Below are 21,268 nucleotides of genomic sequence, written 5' to 3'. Positions count from 1 at the left end.
GGTGACAGATTGTGAGTGGAATCATTACTATTTTAGGTTTAGGTGCTGGTGAATTAGATCAGCTAACGATGGGTGTATATCGAAAGATAAAAGAAGCAGATCATCTGTTTGTTAGGACGAAGGAACATCCAGTTATAGAAGAATTGGAGAAAGAAGGCGTGCAATATACGGCTTTTGATGATGTATATGAAGCGCATGATACGTTTGAAATTGTATATGAAACAATTGCGAATAAATTGCTAGAACAAGCTGAAGGTACAGAAATTATCTATGCTGTTCCAGGGCATCCGCTTGTAGCAGAAAGAACAGTTCAGCTACTGTTGGAAAAAGGTGAAGATTCAAATGTTGAATTGCGAATTGAGGGTGGACAAAGTTTCCTTGATCCTATGTTTGCAAGCCTAAAGATTGATCCAATTGAAGGATTTCAATTACTTGACGCTACATCATTTAAAAGAGGACAATTAGAATTACGTCAACATCTAATCTTTTGCCAAGTATATGATGCATTCGTTGCATCTGATGTGAAATTAACATTAATGGAGATGTTGCCGGATGATTATGAAGTGTATATCGTAACAGCTGCAGGAACTTCATTTGAACAAGTAAAGAAGGTACCGTTGTATATGTTAGATCATGAAACGGAATTGAATAATTTAACGAGTGTGTATGTGCCGCCAGTTCAGGAGCGTGCATCCTTGTATCAACAGTTCGATGTACTTAGAGAAATTATTGCAGAACTTCGAGGCCCAAATGGTTGTCCGTGGGATAAAAAGCAAACACATCAATCATTAAAGAAATATTTAATTGAGGAAGCTTATGAAGTATTGGAAGCAATTGATGAAGAGGATGATGATCACTTAGTAGAAGAATTAGGTGATATATTATTACAAGTTATGCTTCATGCTCAAATTGGAGAAGATGAAGGTTGGTTTTCTATAGATGATATCATTCGAACTCTATCTGAGAAAATGGTTCGTCGCCATCCACATGTATTTGGAAATACGGATGTAAACAATGCTGATGAAGTGATTGCCAATTGGGAAGAAATTAAAAAACAAGAAAAAGGATTCGTGAAAGAATCTGTTTTAAATGGCGTTCCAAAAAGTTTGCCGCAGTTACTACGCGCCTATGAAATTCAGAAGAAAGCCGGTAAGGTTGGATTTGATTGGGTTGATGTGCAGCCTATGATAGAGAAAGCTTTGGAAGAATGGCAAGAGTTCCAACAAGAAGTTACAAACATGGATGAGGAAAAGATGCTAGGTGAGTTTGGTGATTTACTATTTGCATTTGTTAATATAGCTCGTCATTATAAAATAGATCCAGAAGAGGCGTTACGTTCAACTAATGAGAAATTTACTGGTCGTTTTTTATACATGGAGGCAAAAGTAGCTGAAATGAATAAAGAGATGGAAGATTTATCATTAGAACAGTTAGATGTTTTATGGGAAGAAGCGAAACAAACAGAGCGTTAATAGGGGGATTTGAGATGCGTCTAGATAAGTTTTTAAAAGTGTCACGTTTAATTAAAAGAAGAACATTAGCGAAAGAAGTAGCTGATCAAGGAAGAATATCTATTAATGGTCAAGTGGCAAAAGCAAGTTCGGATGTGAAAGTAGCTGATGAATTAACAATTCGTTTTGGTCAAAAAATAGTGACTGTAAAAATAAATGAATTGAAAGAAACAACTAAAAAAGAAGATGCAGCAAATATGTATAGCTTAGTTCGCGAAGAAAAAGTAAAAGCGGAAGAAGGCTTGTTCTAAAATCATTTATCCCCTCATACATTACTATTAGCTAGTAAAAACCTATGGGGGGATTTACGTGAATAATGGTTACTCACCTACGTCTTCTAATCAACAAAATGTTTCTGTGGAGCATGATATTATTATGCGTGGAAGGCGTGTAATTGATATTACTGGTGTGAAGCAGGTAGAGAGTTTTGATAGCGAAGAGTTTTTACTCGAAACCGTAATGGGTTTTTTAACGATTCGTGGTCAAAATTTACAAATGAAAAATTTAGATGTAGAAAAAGGTATTGTGTCGATTAAAGGGAAAGTTCATGAGATGCTGTATATTGATGAAAATCAAGGAGAAAAAACTAAAGGTTTCTTTAGTAAGTTGTTTAAATGAGCTTAACAATTCAGTTGTATACAATGCTTTCAATGATTGGAATGGGTGCTTGGATTGGAGCATCTTTAGATACATATCAACGTTTTTTAAAGCGTCAAGAACGTAAACGTTGGCTTGTATTTATACATGATATACTATTTTGGATTGTCCAAGCATTATTTGTCTTTTATGTATTGCTTCTCGTAAATGAAGCTGAGTTACGTATATATGTGTTTTTGGCATTATTATGTGGTTTTGCGGCATATCAAAGCTTACTGAAAGCACTATACATGAAGCTGTTAAATTTTCTCATCTATATTTTTATGCAAACAACATATTTTTTTGTTCGAATTATACAGCTACTCATGATAAAACCTGTTATTATTATAGCGCAGCTATTTATTGCATTTATATTATTCTTATTTCGTATACTGCTTTCAATTGGACATGTGTTATGGAAAATGGTGATTTGGATATTACTTTTCATATGGAAAGTTTTTTTCTGGCCTGTTCGATTTATTGCTTCGCTCATATGGAAACTTCTCCCTAATCGTGTTAAACTTTTTATAGTGAAACATATAGGGTTCCTGCAATATATAGCAAAATTGAAGGGACATATCTTCCAAATATGGGAGCGTATAAAAAAGAAGTTAGGGGGACCTCGGAAATGAGGGAACTGAGACAAAGAACAATCGAAAAACAGAGTCCAAATCCTGTTAAAGAGCATATAATACAAACGGATGAGAACAGGAAGCGACTTTATCGCCGTTTAGCGGTTTTTCTTGTCTTTACTTTTACAATTATTGCGAGTATTAGTGTAACGTTTTATCAACAAAACAGTTCCATTAAAGCAAAAGAAGCAAAAGTTAAGGACATGAAAAAAGAACTGGATTCATTAACGAATAAAGAAAAAAGTCTAAAAGACGAAGTTCAAAAGTTAAATGATGAAGAGTACGTATTAAAGATTGCTAGAAGGGATTATTTCTTCTCTGGTAAAGGGGAGATAATTTTTCCTGTTTCGAAGTAGAGTATGTCTTATTGACACTATATTTTAGGATTATATATAATAAAGTAAAATTTGACTTTTTAACCACTAAGGAGGAGCATTTTTTTTATGTCAATCGAGGTAGGCAGCAAGTTACAGGGTAAAGTAACAGGTATTACAAATTTTGGGGCTTTTGTGGAGCTGCCAGAAGGCTTAACTGGTCTTGTTCATATTAGTGAAGTTGCTGATAACTATGTAAAAGATATTAACGATCACTTAAAAGTGGGCGACCAAGTAGAAGTAAAAGTTATTAATGTTGAAAAAGATGGAAAGATTGGTTTATCTATCAAAAAAGCGAAAGAACGTGAAAAAACAGAAGGAGATCGTCCACGCGGTGAATACCAACGCGGTGGTGATCAACAACGTTCTGGACGTCCACAACGTAATAATCGCTCTTTCAACAGAGATAATCGCGGTGGCGGTAACGACCGAGCTCCAAAAGAAACATTTGAGCAAAAGATGGCACGCTTCTTAAAGGATAGCGAAGATCGTTTAACTTCTTTAAAGCGTAACACAGAGTCTAAACGTGGTGGCCGTGGCGCACGTCGCGGATAATAAGACCGTTTAGTTTTTAACATATAGAGAGGTACCCAGAGTGATGGCTCAGGGTACTTTTTTATATGTGAAAATATATTTTAAAAAAGTTTTCAAGATATGTTGACTTTAAATAATATCTGATGTAAGATACTAATTGTCCGTTAAATACGACGACATGGCGGTGTAGCTCAGCTGGCTAGAGCGTACGGTTCATACCCGTGAGGTCGGGGGTTCGATCCCCTCCGCCGCTATATTTAATTTAACGGCCCGTTGGTCAAGTGGTTAAGACACCGCCCTTTCACGGCGGTAACACGGGTTCGAATCCCGTACGGGTCATCTAAAAAGATCATGCAAATTTGCATGATCTTTTTTTGTTAAATGGATTAAGATATACAACACTTCTACAAAATCACCCTATATTTTCTGAATATTTAATTAAAAAATCGAAATAACTTACATACCGTGTATATCTGTAGAGTTATTTCGAATAAAAAGTCGAACGATTATAAAAGTGAAAACTGTTGTTTTGACAAAAATCCCAACAATCATCTTTTATAATGACAGTAATTAAACTATGCAGGTGGTGTTAAAAGTATGCCTAAAGCAGGAAGGAATACTATGAATACAAGTGTATTGGCAATGAATGAGAGTCAGCTTGGAGGAATAAAGTGGACGAGTAAGTTGCGAATGAAATTTGAACAAGTTTTCTTTAGATGGGGATTTATTATTGTTGTTATTGGTTTTCTTTTGGGAAGAGCATATATATTAACAAATATCTTACCGTTTGCACTACCATTTTTTGCTGCTGTTTATGTTATGAAGCGGGATAAGATGCCGCTAGCATTTTTAGCTCTAATGGGAGGAGCTCTTTCAGTCTCGATAGATAATTTGTTTTTTACTTTTGCATCTATCTTTACTTTCTTCATTTATAATATCTTCTTTAGTAGATTCACACGTAAAACCGTTGGACTTGTTCCATTTCAAGTATTTATCTCCGCATTAACCGCACACTTAGTTGTTGTATATTTTGCACAACAAACTGTCACCATGTACGATTTACTCGTTAGTACCATTGAGGCTGGGCTTAGTTTTGTATTAACTATGATATTTTTACAAAGTGTTCCGCTTTTAGTAGAAAGGAAAGGAAAACAACAGGCGTTAGAGACGGAAGAAATTGTTTGTTTGATTATATTACTAGCATCTGTTTTAACGGGTACAACAGATTGGTTTGTATATGATGCTTCTATTCAACATATTTTTACACGGTATTTAGTACTAGTATTTGCATTTATTGCGGGTGCTGCTACAGGATCTACAGTGGGGGTCGTAACAGGTTTGATATTAAGTTTAGCAAATGTATCTAGCTTGTCCCAGCTTAGCCTTCTTGCTTTTTCTGGATTGCTTGGTGGGTTGTTAAAAGAAGGGAAGCGTTTAGGTGTTAGTTTAGGTTTATTAATTGGGACAAGCTTAATTACATTATATGTAGACAAACAGACAAATATTGTAACGACTTTAATTGAGTCAGGCGTAGCGATTGCTATCTTCTTATTAACGCCAAAGCTTGTTTTAGATCGTATTGCTAAATTTATGCCAGGTACACAAGAGCATTCGCAAGATCAACAACAATATTTAAGAAGGATGCGCGATGTTACAGCGAACAAAATCAACCAATTTGCAAATGTATTTGCTGCTTTATCTAATAGCTTTTCTGTATATGGGTATGTAGAGGAAGAAGATAAAGATACAGAAGCAGATTTGTTTTTGAGTACAATTACTGCGAAAACATGTCAAACATGCTTTAAAAAGGATCAATGCTGGGTAGTGAATTTCGATAAAACGTACGATTATATGAAACAAATAATGAGTGAAACGGAAGAAGGAACCCTGCAACATAATCGTAAATTAGTTCGTGAGTGGGACAAGCATTGTGTGAGAGGGAAAAAAGTGACGGATTTAGTAGCGGGTGAATTAGATCATTTCTATGAGGGACAAAAATTACGAAAACAAATGAAGGAAAATCGTAGAATAGTTGCGGAGCAACTATTAGGTGTATCAAAGGTTATGGAGGATTTTGCTAAGGAGATACAACGAGAGCGTGAAAATCATCAGGTGCAGGAAGAACAGATTATGCAAGCGTTCCGTGATTTTGGTGTCGAAGTAGAGCATGTTGATATTTATTGTTTAGATAGAGGAAGTATTGATATTGAAATGTTGATTCCCGTTGCATCTAATGAACATGGTGAATGTGAAAAGTTAGTTGCACCGATGCTTTCGGATATCCTTAAAGAAAATGTTGTCGTTAAACATGAAGAAAAGTCTTCTTATCCGAATGGCCACAGTTTAATATCATTCGGTTCGGCGAAGACGTATTCTCTTGATACGGGATTGGCCACAGCCGCAAAGGGCGGTGGATTTGTTTCGGGTGACTCTTATGCGATGATGGATTTAAGTGTTGGCAAATATGCACTTGCGATTAGTGATGGTATGGGGAATGGGCAAAGAGCTCATATGGAAAGTAAGGAAACGGTGAAATTATTACAAAAAATACTCCAATCCGGTATTGACGAAGAAATAGCGATTAAGTCTATTAATTCAATTCTTTCTTTGAGAACGACGGAAGAGATGTTTACGACATTAGACTTAGCTATGGTAGATTTGCGAGATGCGAGTGCAAGGTTTTTAAAGATCGGATCAACGCCGAGTTTTGTTAAACGCGCGAATAATATTTTGAAAATTGAAGCAAGTAATTTGCCGATGGGAATCATCGAAGATGTTGAAGTTGATGTGGTGGGTGAACAATTAAAAACGGGCGATATCCTTATTATGATGAGCGATGGGATTTTTGAGGGAGCGCAGCATGTAGAGAATCATGAATTGTGGATGAAACGAAAAATTAAAGAATTGCAAACCGAAGACCCGCAAGAAATTGCTGATATCATTATGGAAGAAGTGATTCGCTCTTGTGATGGTTATATAAATGATGATATGACTATTGTAGTGGCAAAAGTGAAGAAAAATATGCCGAAGTGGGCTACGATTCCGATTGTAGGCATGCAGGCGCAGTAAAATGTAAGTGGAATGTTTATCTAAAATTTGATTTTAAAAACCTAGGCGAATACCTAGGTTTTTTTGTGGGAAAAGGTAATGCTATTGATTTTGTGAATACAGACGGAGGATGTAAGATAAAAATGTAATTTTTGTATATCTTTTTTTTGCACAATGTTTGTAAAAGTTGTACCATTATAGACAAGGCGACTAATGTTGCTGTTCTTGTTTAATGAAAGGTGATTGCGAAGTTGAAAGATACATTTGTTGAAAAAGTAGATGACTTTGTAAAGCAGCATGATGTATTAAAGAATGATTCAACAATTGTTGTGGGAGTTTCTGGTGGTCCTGACTCGTTAGCCCTTTTATATTATTTATTAGAAAAAAGAGCGGAAAAACAGTTGGAAATTGTAGTAGCTCATGTGGATCATATGTTTAGAGGTGATGAATCTCATGAGGATTTACAGTTTGTGCAGGACCTTTGTGAAGAACTGGGAATTATTTGTGAAACGATAAGAATTAATGTATCACAATATCAACAGCAATACGGGATGAATGCACAGGTTGCTGCTAGGGAATGCAGATATGCATTTTTGGAAAGAATAATGAAGAAATATGATGCAAGATATGTTGCTCTTGGACATCATGGAGATGATCAAGTAGAGACGATTTTAATGCGTCTTGTAAGAGGGAGTACTCCGAAAGGATATGCAGGAATTGCAGTGAAGCGTCCTTTTCATAATGGATATTTAATTAGGCCGTTACTTGGGGTAACGAAGGAAGAAATTGTTGATTACTGTAATAAGCTAAATTTAATTCCACGTATAGATCCGAGTAATAAAAAGGAAGTATATACAAGGAATCGATTACGTAAATATGTCCTTCCTCACTTAAAAGAAGAAAATCCACAAATGCATGAGAAATTCCAAAAATTTAGCGTGCAGATGCAAGAGGATGAGGCTTATTTGCAGGAATTAGCTTTTGAGAAAATGAATAAAGTAATTACAAAAAAAAGTGATAAACAAATTAGCTTATCAATTCCTGCCTTTGAATCCATGTCTATGCCTTTACAAAGAAGAGGGATTCAACTAATATTAAACTATCTTTATGAATATAAGATTCCATCTTCTCTTTCTTCTATACATATTGACAAGGTGATTGAGTTTTTTAAGCGGACACAACCTTCAGGTTCACTTGATTTTCCAGGTGATTTGAAAATTGTTCGTACATACGAGGAGTGTAGCTTTAGATTTAAACAAGAAATTGTCTCTCCTTTTTTGCAAGATTTATCAGTACCCGGGATCATTACGCTATTGAACGGGGATGAATTTGTAACAGAGGTGAGCGAAGATATACCAAGTAACATGAATGAAACAGTATTTGTTGCTAAGTATAATGATATATCATATCCACTTCGTATTCGTTCTAGGGAAAATGGAGATCGCATGTCAATACAAGGTATGGATGGCACGAAAAAGATAAAAGCTATTTTTATCGAAGCGAAAGTACCAAAAGAAAAAAGGGAAGAATGGCCGGTCGTTTGTGATGCAAGTGGGAACATTATTTGGGTACCCTTGTTGAAGCGATCTGCATTTGCAATTTCGAAAGAGATGGCAAAGAAGGGTAAATATATGATTATTCACTACAAAAGCAAGGAGTCTTCCGGGAGGATAATGAAATGATGAATCAAGATATCGAAAAAGTATTAATTTCTGAAGAACAAATACAAGAAAAGGTGCGCGAACTAGGTGCAGTTATTGCAGAGGATTATAAAAACACAGTACCCCTTGCAATTGGTGTATTAAAAGGCGCAATGCCATTTATGGCAGATTTATTAAAGAGAACAGATACATATCTTGAAATGGATTTTATGGCTGTATCTAGTTATGGTCACTCTACAGTTTCAACAGGCGAAGTGAAAATTTTAAAAGATCTTGATACTTCTGTAGAAGGTCGTGATATTTTAATCGTCGAAGATATTATTGATAGTGGTCTTACACTAAGCTACTTAGTAGACTTATTCAAATATCGTAAAGCGAAGTCTGTAAAAATTGTTACATTATTAGATAAGCCAACAGGCCGTAAGGTTGATCTGAAAGCGGATTATGTTGGATTTACTGTTCCACATGAATTTGTAGTAGGATATGGATTAGATTATAAAGAGCAGTACCGTAATCTTCCTTATGTAGGCGTATTAAAACCAAGCGTTTACTCAAATTAATTAAATACAGGCTTTACAATTGTATAGGAAAGTTTTTCTATGTTACGATTTACTATAGTGTTTATGCCGTGAGAGGAGGTTAGGAATGAATCGTATCTTCCGTAATACCATCTTTTATTTACTGATATTCTTAGTAGTAATTGGAATCGTGAGCTATTTTAATGGTTCGACACAAAAAACGACATCAGTTAGCTACGACAAATTCATTACTAAACTAGAAAGCGGTGAAGTGCGTAATGTGCAACTTCAACCGAAAAATGGTGTATTTGAGGTAAAAGGACAATTCAATAACTCTAGCCAAGGAGAACAATTTGTTACTTATGCACCAAATACTGAGGAATTACAAAAGAAAATCAATGATAAAGCGAAAGGTGCCGAAGTTAAGTATCAACCAGCAGAAGAAACAAGTGCTTGGGTAACATTCTTTACTTCAATCATTCCGTTTGTCATCATCTTCATTTTATTCTTCTTCTTATTAAACCAAGCTCAAGGCGGCGGTAGCCGTGTTATGAACTTCGGGAAAAGTAAGGCGAAGTTATATAATGATGAAAAGAAAAAAGTTCGTTTCAGAGATGTTGCTGGGGCGGATGAAGAGAAACAAGAACTTGTTGAGGTAGTTGAATTCTTAAAAGACCCTCGTAAGTTTTCTGAAGTTGGTGCCCGTATTCCAAAGGGTGTCCTATTAGTTGGACCTCCAGGTACAGGTAAAACTTTATTAGCACGTGCTGTTGCAGGTGAGGCTGGCGTTCCATTCTTCTCTATCAGTGGTTCTGACTTTGTAGAGATGTTTGTCGGTGTCGGTGCATCACGTGTACGTGATTTATTTGAAAATGCAAAGAAAAATGCTCCTTGTATCATTTTCATTGATGAAATTGATGCAGTAGGTCGTCAACGTGGCGCAGGTCTTGGTGGTGGTCATGATGAGCGTGAGCAAACATTGAATCAGTTACTTGTTGAAATGGATGGATTCGGTGCAAACGAAGGTATTATTATCATTGCTGCGACAAACCGTCCAGACATTCTTGACCCAGCGTTATTACGTCCAGGTCGTTTTGACCGTCAAATTACAGTAGATCGTCCAGATGTAAATGGCCGTGAAGCTGTACTGAAAGTACATGCGCGTAATAAACCGCTTGATGAGCATATTAATTTAAGAGCAATTGCGACTCGTACACCAGGATTCTCTGGTGCGGATCTTGAAAACTTATTAAACGAAGCTGCTTTAGTAGCTGCACGTCGAGATAAGAAGAAAATTGATATGAGTGATATCGATGAAGCAACGGATCGTGTTATTGCAGGTCCAGCTAAGAAAAGTCGTGTTATCTCTGAAAAAGAACGTAATATCGTTGCTTTCCATGAAGCAGGCCACACTGTAATTGGTGTTGTTCTTGATGAGGCTGATGTCGTTCATAAAGTAACAATTGTCCCTCGTGGTCAAGCTGGTGGATATGCGGTAATGCTTCCGAAGGAAGATCGTTACTTCATGACAAAGCCAGAGTTACTTGATAAAATCACTGGTTTACTTGGTGGTCGAGTAGCTGAGGAGATTGTATTTGGTGAAGCAAGTACAGGTGCTCACAACGACTTCCAACGTGCGACTGGTATTGCAAGACGTATGGTTACGGAATTCGGTATGAGTGATAAGCTTGGACCGATGCAATTTGGTAGCTCACAAGGTGGTCAGGTATTCTTAGGAAGAGACTTCCATTCAGAACAAAACTACAGTGATGCAATTGCGCATGAAATTGATGTGGAAATGCAAACGATTATTAAAGACTGTTATGCTCGTGCGAAACAAATTCTTACTGAAAAACGAGATAAGCTTGATATTATCGCAAAAACGTTACTTGAAGTAGAAACATTAGATGCAGAGCAAATTAATCATTTATATGATTATGGCAGATTACCTGAGCGTCCAACATCTTCAGATGATGTGAAAGTAAACATCAATATGAAGAAAGACGATGAAGATAAAGAAGATAAGTAAGAAATGAAGGAGTGACTATCGTCACTCCTTTTTTATTTGTTAAGATTTTTGCTAATTACTATTGAGGGCTTAGTGGATAAAGTAATTTAAGTAAAACTAGTATTAAAAATTGAAATAGAGAGCAATCTTTTTGTAAAATGATGAGGATAGGAAAGCTGATTATATAAGTATGTGTGATATGATGTTTTTATAAGTTTTATACATACTACACAAATATAGATTAAATAAGATAAGTGGTGAGAATATGATTTTTGTATTGGATGTAGGGAACACAAATGCTGTACTAGGCGTGTTTGAAGAGGGGGAACTTCGTCAGCATTGGCGCATGGAAACAGATCGTCATAAGACAGAAGATGAATATGGAATGCTTGTAAAACAGTTACTTGATCATGAGGGTCTCTCGTTTGAAGATGTGAAAGGTATTATTGTGTCTTCAGTCGTACCACCAATTATGTTCGCTTTAGAACGTATGTGTGAAAAGTATTTTAAAATTAAACCGCTTGTAGTAGGACCTGGAATAAAAACGGGGCTAAATATTAAATATGAAAATCCACGTGAAGTAGGCGCAGATCGAATTGTAAATGCAGTAGCAGGAATCCAATTGTATGGAAGTCCACTTATTATTGTTGATTTTGGTACGGCTACTACATATTGTTATATTAATGAAGAAAAGCATTATATGGGTGGAGTTATTACGCCAGGAATTATGATTTCAGCAGAGGCTTTATATAGTAGGGCGGCAAAACTTCCTCGTATTGAAATTACAAAACCGAGCAGTGTTGTTGGGAAGAATACAGTAAGTGCGATGCAATCAGGTATTCTTTATGGTTATGTAGGACAAGTGGAAGGTATTGTTAAGCGTATGAAAGAGGAAGCTAAACAAGAACCGAAAGTTATTGCAACAGGTGGATTGGCGAAATTAATTTCAGAGGAATCGAATGTAATTGATATTGTAGATCCATTTTTAACGTTAAAAGGCTTGTATATGTTATATGAGCGTAATGCAAATTTACAGCAGGAGAAAGGTGAATAAATAAGTATGAAAGATTATTTAGTAAAAGCGTTAGCGTTTGATGGAGAAGTACGTGCGTATAGTGTACGTACAACAAATACAGTAAGTGAGGCACAAAGACGTCATGATACATGGAGGACAGCTTCGGCGGCACTTGGTCGTTCTTTAACTGCAGGTACAATGATGGGTGCGATGTTAAAAGGTGATCAAAAGTTAACGATTAAGGTAGAAGGTAATGGTCCGATTGGCCCTATCTTAGTGGATGCTCATGCAAATGGAGATGTACGTGGCTACGTAACGAATCCACATGTTGATTTTGAAGGAACGGAACAAGGGAAATTACGTGTATATCAAGCGGTAGGTACAGAAGGTTTTGTAACAGTAATTAAAGATATTGGTATGCGTGAGCCGTTTATCGGTCAATCCCCAATCGTTTCGGGAGAACTAGGGGAAGATTTCACGTATTATTTCGCAGTTTCTGAGCAGACGCCTTCTTCTGTTGGTGTCGGTGTTCTTGTAAATGGAGATGACAGCGTATTAGCGGCGGGTGGATTTATCCTTCAAATTATGCCGGGCGCACAGGAAGAAACAATTTCATTCATTGAAGATCGTTTGCAAAAAATCCCGCCTGTATCAACATTGATTGAACGAGGCCTTTCTCCAGAAGAGCTACTATATGCAGTCCTTGGAGAAGATAAAGTAAAAGTATTAGAAACAATGGATGTTCAATTTAATTGTACGTGTTCACGTGAGCGTATTGAGAGTGTGTTAATTAGTTTAGGTAAAACAGAGTTAGAGCAAATTCGTGAAGAAGAAGAAGAGACAGAAGTTCATTGCCATTTCTGTAATGAACGTTACAAGTTCTCTAAAGAAGATATTACAAATTTAATTGAGAATTTGTAATAAGGGGATTAACCCTCCGAATAGATTGACAAACAGGGAATTTTCTGACAAAATCTAAATATAGATAAAACCAATAAAAATACTCGGTGTTAGGAGTGACAGGAATGCGAGTGGCACAATCAGTTTCAGAATTAATCGGGAAAACGCCGATCGTTAAGTTGAACCGCATCGTAGAATCAGACAGCGCAGATATATACTTAAAACTAGAATTTATGAATCCGGGGAGTAGCGTTAAAGATCGTATTGCACTAGCTATGATTGAAGATGCTGAAAAAAAGGGATTGTTAAAAGAGGGCGATACAATCATTGAACCAACAAGTGGTAACACAGGTATTGGTTTAGCGATGGTAGCGGCTGCTAAAGGATATAATGCAATTTTAGTAATGCCAGAAACAATGAGTATTGAGCGTCGTAATTTATTACGTGCTTACGGTGCTGAATTAGTATTGACTCCAGGTCCTGAAGGGATGGGTGGAGCAATTCGTAAAGCAACTGAATTAGCAAAAGAGCATGGTTACTTTATACCGCAACAGTTCCAAAATCAATCGAATCCACAAATTCACCGTTTAACAACAGGTCCAGAAATTGTTGAACAAATGGGTGATCAATTAGATGCGTTTATTGCAGGTATTGGTACAGGTGGAACAATTACTGGTGCTGGTGAAGTGCTGAAGGAAGCATATGAAGGTATTAAAATTTATGCAGTAGAACCTGCGGATTCACCAGTGTTATCTGGTGGGAAACCAGGTCCACATAAAATCCAAGGAATTGGGGCGGGATTTGTCCCAGAGACATTGGATGTAGAAGTATATGATGAAATTATTCAAGTGAAAACAGAGCAAGCATTTGAATATGCGAGAAGAGTGGCTAAAGAAGAAGGTATTTTAGTTGGTATCTCTTCAGGAGCAGTTATTTATGCAGCAACAGAAGTTGCGAAAAAGTTAGGTAAAGGGAAAAAGGTACTCGTTATTATTCCAAGTAACGGTGAACGTTATTTAAGTACACCACTTTATCAATTTGAATCATAATTAAATGCGATTGAAAAAGCATCCTTGAAAAAGGATGCTTTTTCTTTTTGGATTGGAAATAGGAAAAGAGTGAATGACTAGAAAACTTCATGTAAAATAAGAGGTAGTATAATTAAATTATTTTCACTAGCCTTCGAGTATAATCAATCTCTATATAAATAACTTATGTAGTTTGAGGTGGTTCATCTAAGAGGGTGGGATAAAAGAAGACGGGGTGTTGATATGCAACGAAGAAAATCTTTAGCGCTTTCTATTCCATATCAGTTAGATTTCTTTAAGCAATATAAATTTCTTTCTCAGGATAAGCCGCAACATATTTTGCTGGAAAGTGGACGTGGCGGTCGTTATAACATAGTGGGTTTAAACCCGGTAGCGGCAATCCAAGGAAAGGGTGTAAAGTTACATATAAGTGAAAGTGGTAAGGAAACAATAAAAAAAGGGAATCCATTAGATTTAATGCAAGAATATATGGAGAAATGGAAAACAGACTACAATCCAGAGTACCCACCTTTTCAAGGTGGTGCAATGGGCTACTTTAGTTATGATTGTATCCGTTATATTGAAAAACTCCCTTCTCTTGCAGAGGATGATCTGAATATACCCGATATATACTTTTTATTATTTGATGATGTGTTTGTCTATGATCAAAAAGAAAAGGTATTGTGGATTATTACACATTATGTAGATAAGCATGCAGAAGCGGAAGAACGTTTAAATGAATGGAAGGATCTTTGGACGGCAGAAGTGCCTGAAGTGACTATGCCGTTTGAACGTCCTAAAAAGAAAAATGAAGCGGTTGCCTTTACAGAAGCAGGCTTTATGAAGGCTGTTGAATGTATTCAAGAGTATATTGGAAATGGTGATGTGTTTCAAGTAAACTTGTCGACAAGACAGGAAAGAACTTTACAAACGCATCCACTAGAAATTTATACAAGTCTTCGTAAAATTAATCCATCTCCATATATGGGTTACTTAGAGCTTGGGGATTTTCAAATTGTTAGTGCTTCGCCTGAATTGCTGATTAAAAAACAAGGGCAAGAAGTAAGTACACGACCAATTGCAGGTACAAGATCCCGAGGTGCAAATGAACAAGAGGATCAAGACTTAGCAAGGGAATTAATTGAGAACGAAAAGGAACGAGCAGAGCATGTGATGCTTGTAGATTTAGAGCGAAATGATTTAGGACGTGTTTGTAAATATGGTACTGTAGAAGTCGATGAATTTATGGTAATTGAAAAGTACTCACATGTTATGCATATCGTTTCCAATGTGCGTGGTGAGGTGGAAGAAGATAAGGATGCTTTCGATTTAGTGAAAGCTGTATTTCCTGGTGGAACAATTACTGGTGCACCGAAAATACGTACGATGGAGATTATAGAAGAATTAGAGCCTGTTCGTCGAGGGATTTATACAGGTTCAATTGGTTGGATTGGTTATTCTGGAGATACGGAATTAAATATTGTCATTAGAACGCTTCTTGCGAAAGATGGGCAAGCACATGTGCAAGCTGGAGCGGGAATTGTAATTGATTCAAATCCGAAAAATGAATATAAAGAGTCGTTAAAAAAGGCAATTGCTTTATGGCGTGCAAAAGAAAGTAGCGAAGAAACGGTTAGGTGAGAGAAATGATATTAATGATTGATAATTATGATTCTTTTACATTTAATTTAGTACAGTTTCTTGGAGAACTTGGACAAGAGCTTGTTGTTAAGCGTAATGATGAAGTGAGTATTGCAGATATTGAGAATATGAAACCAGATTTCTTAATGATTTCGCCAGGTCCATGTAGTCCTAATGAAGCGGGGATTAGTATGGAAGTTATTAAATACTTTGCTGGGAAGATTCCGATTTTTGGAGTTTGTCTTGGGCATCAATCGATTGCACAAGTATTTGGTGGAGAAGTTGTTCGTGCAGAGCGATTAATGCATGGAAAAACGTCACTTATGCATCATGATGGGAAAACGATTTTCTTAGATATTCCTAATCCATTTACTGCAACGCGTTATCATTCCCTGATTGTTAAGAAAGAGTCATTGCCAGATTGTTTAGAGGTAACATCTTGGACAGAGGAAGGGGAAATTATGGCGATTCGTCATAAGACACTGCCGATAGAGGGTGTGCAATTCCACCCAGAATCTATTATGACTTCTCATGGGAAAGAGTTACTACAGAACTTCATTCGTAAATATAGTCCAAGTGTGGCATCATGTTAATTTACGTAAATGGCGAGTATGTAGAAGCGAATGAAGCGAAAATCTCCCCTTATGACCATGGTTATTTATATGGGCTGGGAGTTTTTGAGACATTTCGTATTTATAATGGTCATCCTTTTTTGTTAGATGATCATTATAACCGTTTAATAGGTGCGCTAGATGCATTGCAAATTAAATGGACAATGACAAAAGATGACGTGATGCTTATTTTGAAAAATCTACTCGCTAAGAATGAATTGGAACATGCGTATGTACGTTTTAATGTATCAGCAGGTGTAGATGAAATAGGATTACAAACGGAAATGTATGAAGACCCTTCGGTTATTGTTTTTATAAAACCTTTAACAGCTCCAGGAGATGTAGTAGAAAAAGAAGGGGTTATTTTAAAACAAGTGCGAAATACACCAGAAGGAGCATTTCGTCTGAAGTCTCATCATTATCTAAATAATATTTTAGGGAAGCGTGAAATTGGAAATGTAGTGAGCAAGGAAGGTATTTTCCTTACTGAAGCAGGTTATGTTGCAGAGGGGATTGTTTCGAATCTCTTTTTTGTGAAAGGTGATGTTTTATATACACCTTCGTTAAAAACAGGGATTTTAAATGGTATCACTCGTGCGTTTATTATAAAAAGTGCTGAAGAATTGAATATAGAAGTAAAGGAAGGTTTCTTTACAAAAGATGAATTACTTTCAGCAGATGAAGTCTTTGTAACAAACTCAATTCAAGAAATTGTTCCGCTTTATCGTATAGAAGCGCAGGATTTCCCGGGTAAAGTAGGAGTAGTTACAAAAAGTTTAATGTACCTTTATGGAATGCAGAGAGAGAAATTATGGAGCAGAAATGAATTACGAAGAGGAGATGTGTAGTTTGAAGTGGGATTATGATTTACGCTGCGGCGAATATACATTGAATTTAAATGAAAAGACATTAATTATGGGGATTTTAAATGTAACACCAGATTCGTTTTCTGATGGTGGGAGTTATAACGAGGTAGATGCTGCGGTACGTCATGCAAAAGAAATGCAAGGTGAAGGTGCTCATATTATTGATATTGGTGGCGAATCTACTCGCCCGGGTTTTGCTAAAGTATCAGTAGAAGAAGAAATAAAGCGAGTTGTCCCGATGATTCAAGCGGTTTCAAAAGAAGTGAAATTGCCTATATCTATCGATACATATAAAGCTGAAGTTGCAAAGCAAGCAATTGAGGCTGGTGCTCATATTATTAATGATATTTGGGGAGCGAAGGCGGAGCCAATAATTGCTGAAGTCGCAGCTCATTATGATGTACCTATCATTTTAATGCATAACCGCGATAATATGAATTATCGTAATTTAATGGCGGATATGATTGCTGATTTGTATGATAGTATCAAAATTGCTAAAAATGCTGGTGTGCGAGATGAGAATATTATTTTAGATCCAGGTATCGGTTTTGCTAAAACACCTAAGCAAAACTTAGAGGTGATGCGTAATTTAGAACAGTTAAATGTGCTAGGTTATCCGGTTCTCTTAGGTACATCGAGAAAGTCCTTTATTGGGCACGTATTAGATTTGCCAGTAGAGGAACGCCTTGAGGGAACGGGAGCTACTGTTTGTCTTGGTATTGAAAAGGGTTGTGAGTTTGTTCGTGTCCATGATGTGAAAGAAATGGCGCGTATGGCTAAAATGATGGATGCAATGATTGGTAAGGGGGTAAAGTAATTGGATAAAATTTATATCCATGATATGGAGTTTTACGGTTATCATGGTGTGTTCCCGGAGGAAAATAAATTAGGTCAGAGATTTAAAGTTGACTTAACGGTGGAGTTGGATTTAAAGCGTGCAGGGGAAAGTGATGAATTAGAGCATTCGGTCAATTATGGAGAGCTTTTCGAATTATGTAGAAAAGTTGTTGAAGATAGAAAGTATAAGCTTGTGGAGAGTATCGCTGAAAATATTGCTGCAGATATATTAAAACAATATGAAAGTATTTCACGATGTACAATTAAGGTAATTAAGCCGGATCCACCGATACCAGGTCATTATCGTGCTGTAGCAGTAGAAATTACGAGAGAACGTCCATGAATAATATAGCATACATTGCATTAGGGTCAAATATTGGAGAGCGTTATACGTATCTAACCGAAGCGATTCAGTTCTTAAATAAAAATCCTTATATTCAGGTTGATGATATTTCATCTGTATATGAAACTGAGCCAGTTGGCTATACTGACCAAAGTTGCTTTTTAAATTTAGTTATAAAAATTTCTACCAATTTATCACCACAAGAATTATTGAAAGTAACACAAAAAGTAGAAAATGACCTAGGAAGAAAAAGGGAAATTAGGTGGGGGCCGAGGACTATCGACCTTGACATTTTACTTTATAATCAAGAGAATATTGAAGCAGAGAATCTTATTGTTCCGCATCCGCGGATGTTTGAAAGAGCTTTTGTTATCGTTCCGTTGTTAGAGATTAATCAAGACATAAAACAAAACATTTCACGTTCACAAGTAGAAGAAATGAAAAGGCGAGAGGGAGTAACGGTATGGAAGCAGAAAAATGGGGAAGACGCATTCGTGCTTTTCGAAAGCTAAAAGGCTACACGCAAGAAGGTTTTGCTAAAGAATTAGGGGTATCTGTATCTGTTTTAGGTGAAGTTGAGAGAGGGAATCGATCACCTTCTCAAGATTTTGTAGTAGAAGTTGCTAAGGCATTAAATGTTTCGATAGATGAATTAATGCCAAAGTGACTGTGCAGGAAGGAGTAGGTTGATTGTTAAAGATTGCAAATATTGAGATGAAAAATCCGGTTGTATTAGCACCGATGGCGGGAGTGTGTAATTCTGCATTCCGTTTAACAGTGAAAGAATTTGGTGCAGGTCTAGTTTGTGCTGAAATGGTAAGTGATAAGGCAATATTACTGAATAACAAAAGAACATTAGATATGTTATATATCGATGAGAGAGAAAAACCGTTAAGTTTACAAATTTTTGGTGGAGAGAAAGAAACTCTTGTAGATGCTGCGAAATACGTAGATAAATATACGACAGCAGATATTATTGATATCAATATGGGTTGCCCAGTACCGAAAATCGTAAAATGTGATGCGGGGGCAAGGTGGCTTTTAGATCCCAATAAAATATATGAAATGGTAGCAGCAGTTGTAGATGCCGTTGAAAAGCCGGTTACAGTTAAAATGCGTATCGGTTGGGATGAAGAACATATTTTCGCAATAGAAAATGCTAGAGCTATTGAGCGTGCTGGTGGACAAGCTGTGGCGGTTCACGGACGTACGCGAGTGCAAATGTATGAAGGTAAAGCGGATTGGGATATCATTAAACAAGTAAAGCAAGCTGTGAATATCCCGGTTATCGGAAATGGTGATGTCGAAACACCGCAAGATGCGAAGCGCATGCTTGATGAGATTGGTGTAGATGGTGTTATGATTGGCCGTGCGGCTCTTGGGGATCCATGGATGATTTATCGTACAGTAAAGTATTTAGAGACAGGTGAATTAATGCCGGAACCAACAGTGCGCGAGAAAATTGATGTATGTATGTTGCATCTAGATCGTCTTATCGACTTAAAGAACGAAAGTGTCGCTGTAAGAGAGATGAGAAAACATGCAGCTTGGTATTTAAAAGGTGTTCGTGGTAATGCGAGTGTACGTAATGGTATTAATGCTTGTAACACACGTGAAGACCTTGCGAATGTGTTAGGTGCATTTGTAGAAGAAGTAGAAGCGAAACAACAAACAATTTACGTTGGTTAATAAGGAACATAGGAGATTGACATTCTTCTATACACTTCCTATAATTACGTGAAAGAAAGAAGAACTGCCAGTTAGTTGCTGGCAGTTTTTCTAGTTGAGTAGAAAATGCTATACTGTATATATTGTAAAAATTAATAGAGCTGGAGTGATATCAATATCATGGATAACATGAACCACGAAGAATTAAACGACCAATTGCTTGTTCGTCGTGAAAAGCTACATAATTTACGTGAGCAAGGAATCGATCCGTTCGGTAAACGATTTGAACGCACAAATTCAACGACCGACTTAGTAAGTTTATATGGAGAATTCTCTAAAGAAGAATTAGAAGAGAAAGAAATCACTGTTTCTATCGCTGGTCGTATTATGACAAAACGCGGTAAAGGAAAAGCTGGATTCGCGCACATTCAAGATTTACACGGACAAGTTCAAATTTACGTTCGTAAAGATACTGTTGGAGATGAAGAGTACGAGTTATTTACGACAGCAGATTTAGGTGACTTAGTAGGTATTGAAGGTAAAGTGTTCAAAACAAACGTTGGAGAACTTTCAGTAAAAGCAACGGGATTTACGCTTTTAACGAAATCTCTCCGTCCGTTACCGGATAAATATCATGGATTAAAAGATGTTGAACAACGATACCGTCAACGTTACTTAGACTTAATTACAAGTATGGAAAGTCGTGAAACATTTGTTACTCGCAGTAAAATTATTCGTGAAATGAGAAGATATTTAGATGACAACGGTTATCTTGAAGTAGAAACGCCTATGATGCACGCGATTGCAGGTGGAGCATCTGCTCGTCCTTTCACTACGCATCATAATGCGTTAGATATGGAATTATATATGCGCATCGCAATTGAACTTCATTTAAAACGTCTTATTGTGGGCGGATTAGAAAAAGTTTATGAGATTGGCCGTGTATTCCGTAATGAGGGTGTATCAACTCGTCATAACCCTGAGTTTACGATGATTGAATTATATGAAGCGTACGCTGATTATAATGATATTATGAAACTAACAGAAAATATGGTTGCTCATATTGCGAAAAAAGTATTGGGTACAACAACAATCCAATATGGTGATTATGAAATTAATCTAGAACCAGAATGGACACGTCTTCATATGGTAGATGCAATTAAGCAACACTCTGGAGCGGATTTCTGGAATCCGATGAGTGTAGAAGAAGCGCGTGAGCTTGCGAAAGAACATAATGTAGAAATTAAGGATACAATGGAAGTTGGTCATATTATTAATGAGTTCTTCGAGCAAAAAGTAGAAGATAAATTAATCCAACCAACATTTATTTACGGTCATCCGGTAGAAATTTCGCCACTTGCGAAAAAGAATGATGAAGATCCACGATTCACAGATCGTTTCGAATTATTTATCGTTGCACGTGAACATGCAAATGCA

Annotated in this window: 22 protein-coding genes and 2 tRNA genes (1 of these 24 cut by a window edge); all 24 read left to right on the top strand. The window is 36.7% G+C overall.

Going from position 1 to position 21,268, the window contains the following annotated elements:
* The first annotated feature begins 11 nt into the window (after positions 1–11).
* Complete coding sequence (gene mazG, locus N2V92_RS07200; RefSeq protein ID WP_000014231.1) at positions 12–1,472, top strand: nucleoside triphosphate pyrophosphohydrolase; 1,461 nt, start codon at positions 12–14, stop codon at positions 1,470–1,472.
* Positions 1,473–1,486: 14 nt separating this feature from the next.
* On the top strand, positions 1,487–1,762 hold the full coding sequence (locus N2V92_RS07195; protein ID WP_001234876.1) for an RNA-binding S4 domain-containing protein: 276 nt from the start codon (positions 1,487–1,489) through the stop codon (positions 1,760–1,762).
* A 58-nt stretch (positions 1,763–1,820) separates the two neighbouring features.
* Positions 1,821–2,129 (top strand): sporulation protein YabP, encoded by a 309-nt coding sequence (gene yabP / locus N2V92_RS07190; RefSeq protein WP_001059105.1) that lies wholly within the window; start codon positions 1,821–1,823, stop codon positions 2,127–2,129.
* The gene (gene yabQ, locus N2V92_RS07185; RefSeq protein WP_000059770.1) at positions 2,126–2,779 is read left to right on the top strand and encodes a spore cortex biosynthesis protein YabQ; all 654 of its coding nucleotides are present in this window, start codon (positions 2,126–2,128) and stop codon (positions 2,777–2,779) included. The genes yabP and yabQ overlap by 4 nt, the downstream gene beginning before the upstream one ends.
* Positions 2,776–3,135, top strand: a complete 360-nt coding sequence (gene divIC, locus N2V92_RS07180; protein WP_001208739.1) for a cell division protein DivIC — start codon at positions 2,776–2,778, stop codon at positions 3,133–3,135. The genes yabQ and divIC overlap by 4 nt, the downstream gene beginning before the upstream one ends.
* Positions 3,136–3,222: 87 nt before the next feature.
* Positions 3,223–3,708 (top strand): S1 domain-containing RNA-binding protein, encoded by a 486-nt coding sequence (locus tag N2V92_RS07175; protein ID WP_000021451.1) that lies wholly within the window; start codon positions 3,223–3,225, stop codon positions 3,706–3,708.
* Between the two features lie 159 nt (positions 3,709–3,867).
* Positions 3,868–3,941 (top strand) — tRNA-Met (locus N2V92_RS07170).
* A gap of 13 nt (positions 3,942–3,954) precedes the next feature.
* Positions 3,955–4,026: transfer RNA gene (locus N2V92_RS07165), tRNA-Glu, on the top strand.
* 258 nt (positions 4,027–4,284) lie between these two features.
* Positions 4,285–6,756 (top strand): stage II sporulation protein E, encoded by a 2,472-nt coding sequence (gene spoIIE / locus N2V92_RS07160; protein ID WP_016078239.1) that lies wholly within the window; start codon positions 4,285–4,287, stop codon positions 6,754–6,756.
* Between the two features lie 230 nt (positions 6,757–6,986).
* On the top strand, positions 6,987–8,417 hold the full coding sequence (tilS, locus tag N2V92_RS07155) for a tRNA lysidine(34) synthetase TilS (RefSeq protein ID WP_000655456.1): 1,431 nt from the start codon (positions 6,987–6,989) through the stop codon (positions 8,415–8,417).
* Positions 8,414–8,956 carry a hypoxanthine phosphoribosyltransferase gene (hpt, locus tag N2V92_RS07150; RefSeq protein ID WP_000981846.1) on the top strand — a complete coding sequence of 181 codons (543 nt, stop codon included), beginning with the start codon at positions 8,414–8,416 and terminating at the stop codon, positions 8,954–8,956. Before tilS ends, hpt begins: the two co-directional genes overlap by 4 nt.
* Positions 8,957–9,041: 85 nt before the next feature.
* Positions 9,042–10,943: an ATP-dependent zinc metalloprotease FtsH gene (gene ftsH, locus N2V92_RS07145; protein ID WP_001079668.1), complete on the top strand. Its 1,902-nt coding sequence runs from the start codon at positions 9,042–9,044 to the stop codon at positions 10,941–10,943.
* 244 nt (positions 10,944–11,187) lie between these two features.
* Positions 11,188–11,976, top strand: coding sequence for a type III pantothenate kinase (locus N2V92_RS07140; protein ID WP_000578366.1), 789 nt, complete (start codon positions 11,188–11,190; stop codon positions 11,974–11,976).
* A gap of 6 nt (positions 11,977–11,982) precedes the next feature.
* Positions 11,983–12,858, top strand: a complete 876-nt coding sequence (hslO, locus tag N2V92_RS07135) for a redox-regulated molecular chaperone HslO (RefSeq protein ID WP_000656369.1) — start codon at positions 11,983–11,985, stop codon at positions 12,856–12,858.
* A 104-nt stretch (positions 12,859–12,962) separates the two neighbouring features.
* The gene (cysK, locus tag N2V92_RS07130; RefSeq protein ID WP_001261716.1) at positions 12,963–13,886 is read left to right on the top strand and encodes a cysteine synthase A; all 924 of its coding nucleotides are present in this window, start codon (positions 12,963–12,965) and stop codon (positions 13,884–13,886) included.
* 222 nt (positions 13,887–14,108) lie between these two features.
* The gene (gene pabB / locus N2V92_RS07125) at positions 14,109–15,506 is read left to right on the top strand and encodes an aminodeoxychorismate synthase, component I (protein ID WP_001189702.1); all 1,398 of its coding nucleotides are present in this window, start codon (positions 14,109–14,111) and stop codon (positions 15,504–15,506) included.
* A gap of 5 nt (positions 15,507–15,511) precedes the next feature.
* Complete coding sequence (gene pabA, locus N2V92_RS07120; protein ID WP_042596826.1) at positions 15,512–16,099, top strand: aminodeoxychorismate/anthranilate synthase component II; 588 nt, start codon at positions 15,512–15,514, stop codon at positions 16,097–16,099.
* Positions 16,093–16,965: an aminodeoxychorismate lyase gene (gene pabC, locus N2V92_RS07115; protein ID WP_000909860.1), complete on the top strand. Its 873-nt coding sequence runs from the start codon at positions 16,093–16,095 to the stop codon at positions 16,963–16,965. Before pabA ends, pabC begins: the two co-directional genes overlap by 7 nt.
* A complete protein-coding gene (gene folP / locus N2V92_RS07110; protein ID WP_002084136.1) occupies positions 16,940–17,800 on the top strand; it encodes a dihydropteroate synthase in 861 nt (286 codons plus the stop codon). The genes pabC and folP overlap by 26 nt, the downstream gene beginning before the upstream one ends.
* Complete coding sequence (gene folB, locus N2V92_RS07105) at positions 17,801–18,163, top strand: dihydroneopterin aldolase (protein WP_000358066.1); 363 nt, start codon at positions 17,801–17,803, stop codon at positions 18,161–18,163. It begins immediately after the preceding gene.
* Complete coding sequence (gene folK / locus N2V92_RS07100) at positions 18,160–18,675, top strand: 2-amino-4-hydroxy-6-hydroxymethyldihydropteridine diphosphokinase (protein ID WP_001059450.1); 516 nt, start codon at positions 18,160–18,162, stop codon at positions 18,673–18,675. The genes folB and folK overlap by 4 nt, the downstream gene beginning before the upstream one ends.
* Entirely contained in the window at positions 18,627–18,830 is a 204-nt protein-coding gene (locus N2V92_RS07095; protein ID WP_000387030.1) for a helix-turn-helix domain-containing protein, read from the top strand. Before folK ends, N2V92_RS07095 begins: the two co-directional genes overlap by 49 nt.
* 23 nt (positions 18,831–18,853) lie before the next feature.
* Entirely contained in the window at positions 18,854–19,852 is a 999-nt protein-coding gene (gene dusB / locus N2V92_RS07090; protein WP_000912244.1) for a tRNA dihydrouridine synthase DusB, read from the top strand.
* A gap of 159 nt (positions 19,853–20,011) precedes the next feature.
* Positions 20,012–21,268 carry the 5' portion of a lysine--tRNA ligase gene (gene lysS / locus N2V92_RS07085; protein WP_000369684.1) on the top strand. Its footprint extends 243 nt past the window's final position, so 1,257 of the gene's 1,500 nt are visible here — the first part of the coding sequence; its start codon is at positions 20,012–20,014; its stop codon lies off the right edge, out of view.

It is taken from the genome of Bacillus sp. CH_48 (genome assembly GCF_038008465.1).
GTDB lineage: Bacteria > Bacillota > Bacilli > Bacillales > Bacillaceae_G > Bacillus_A > Bacillus_A thuringiensis_S.
This window is presented reverse-complemented; position numbering and strand designations above follow the sequence as displayed.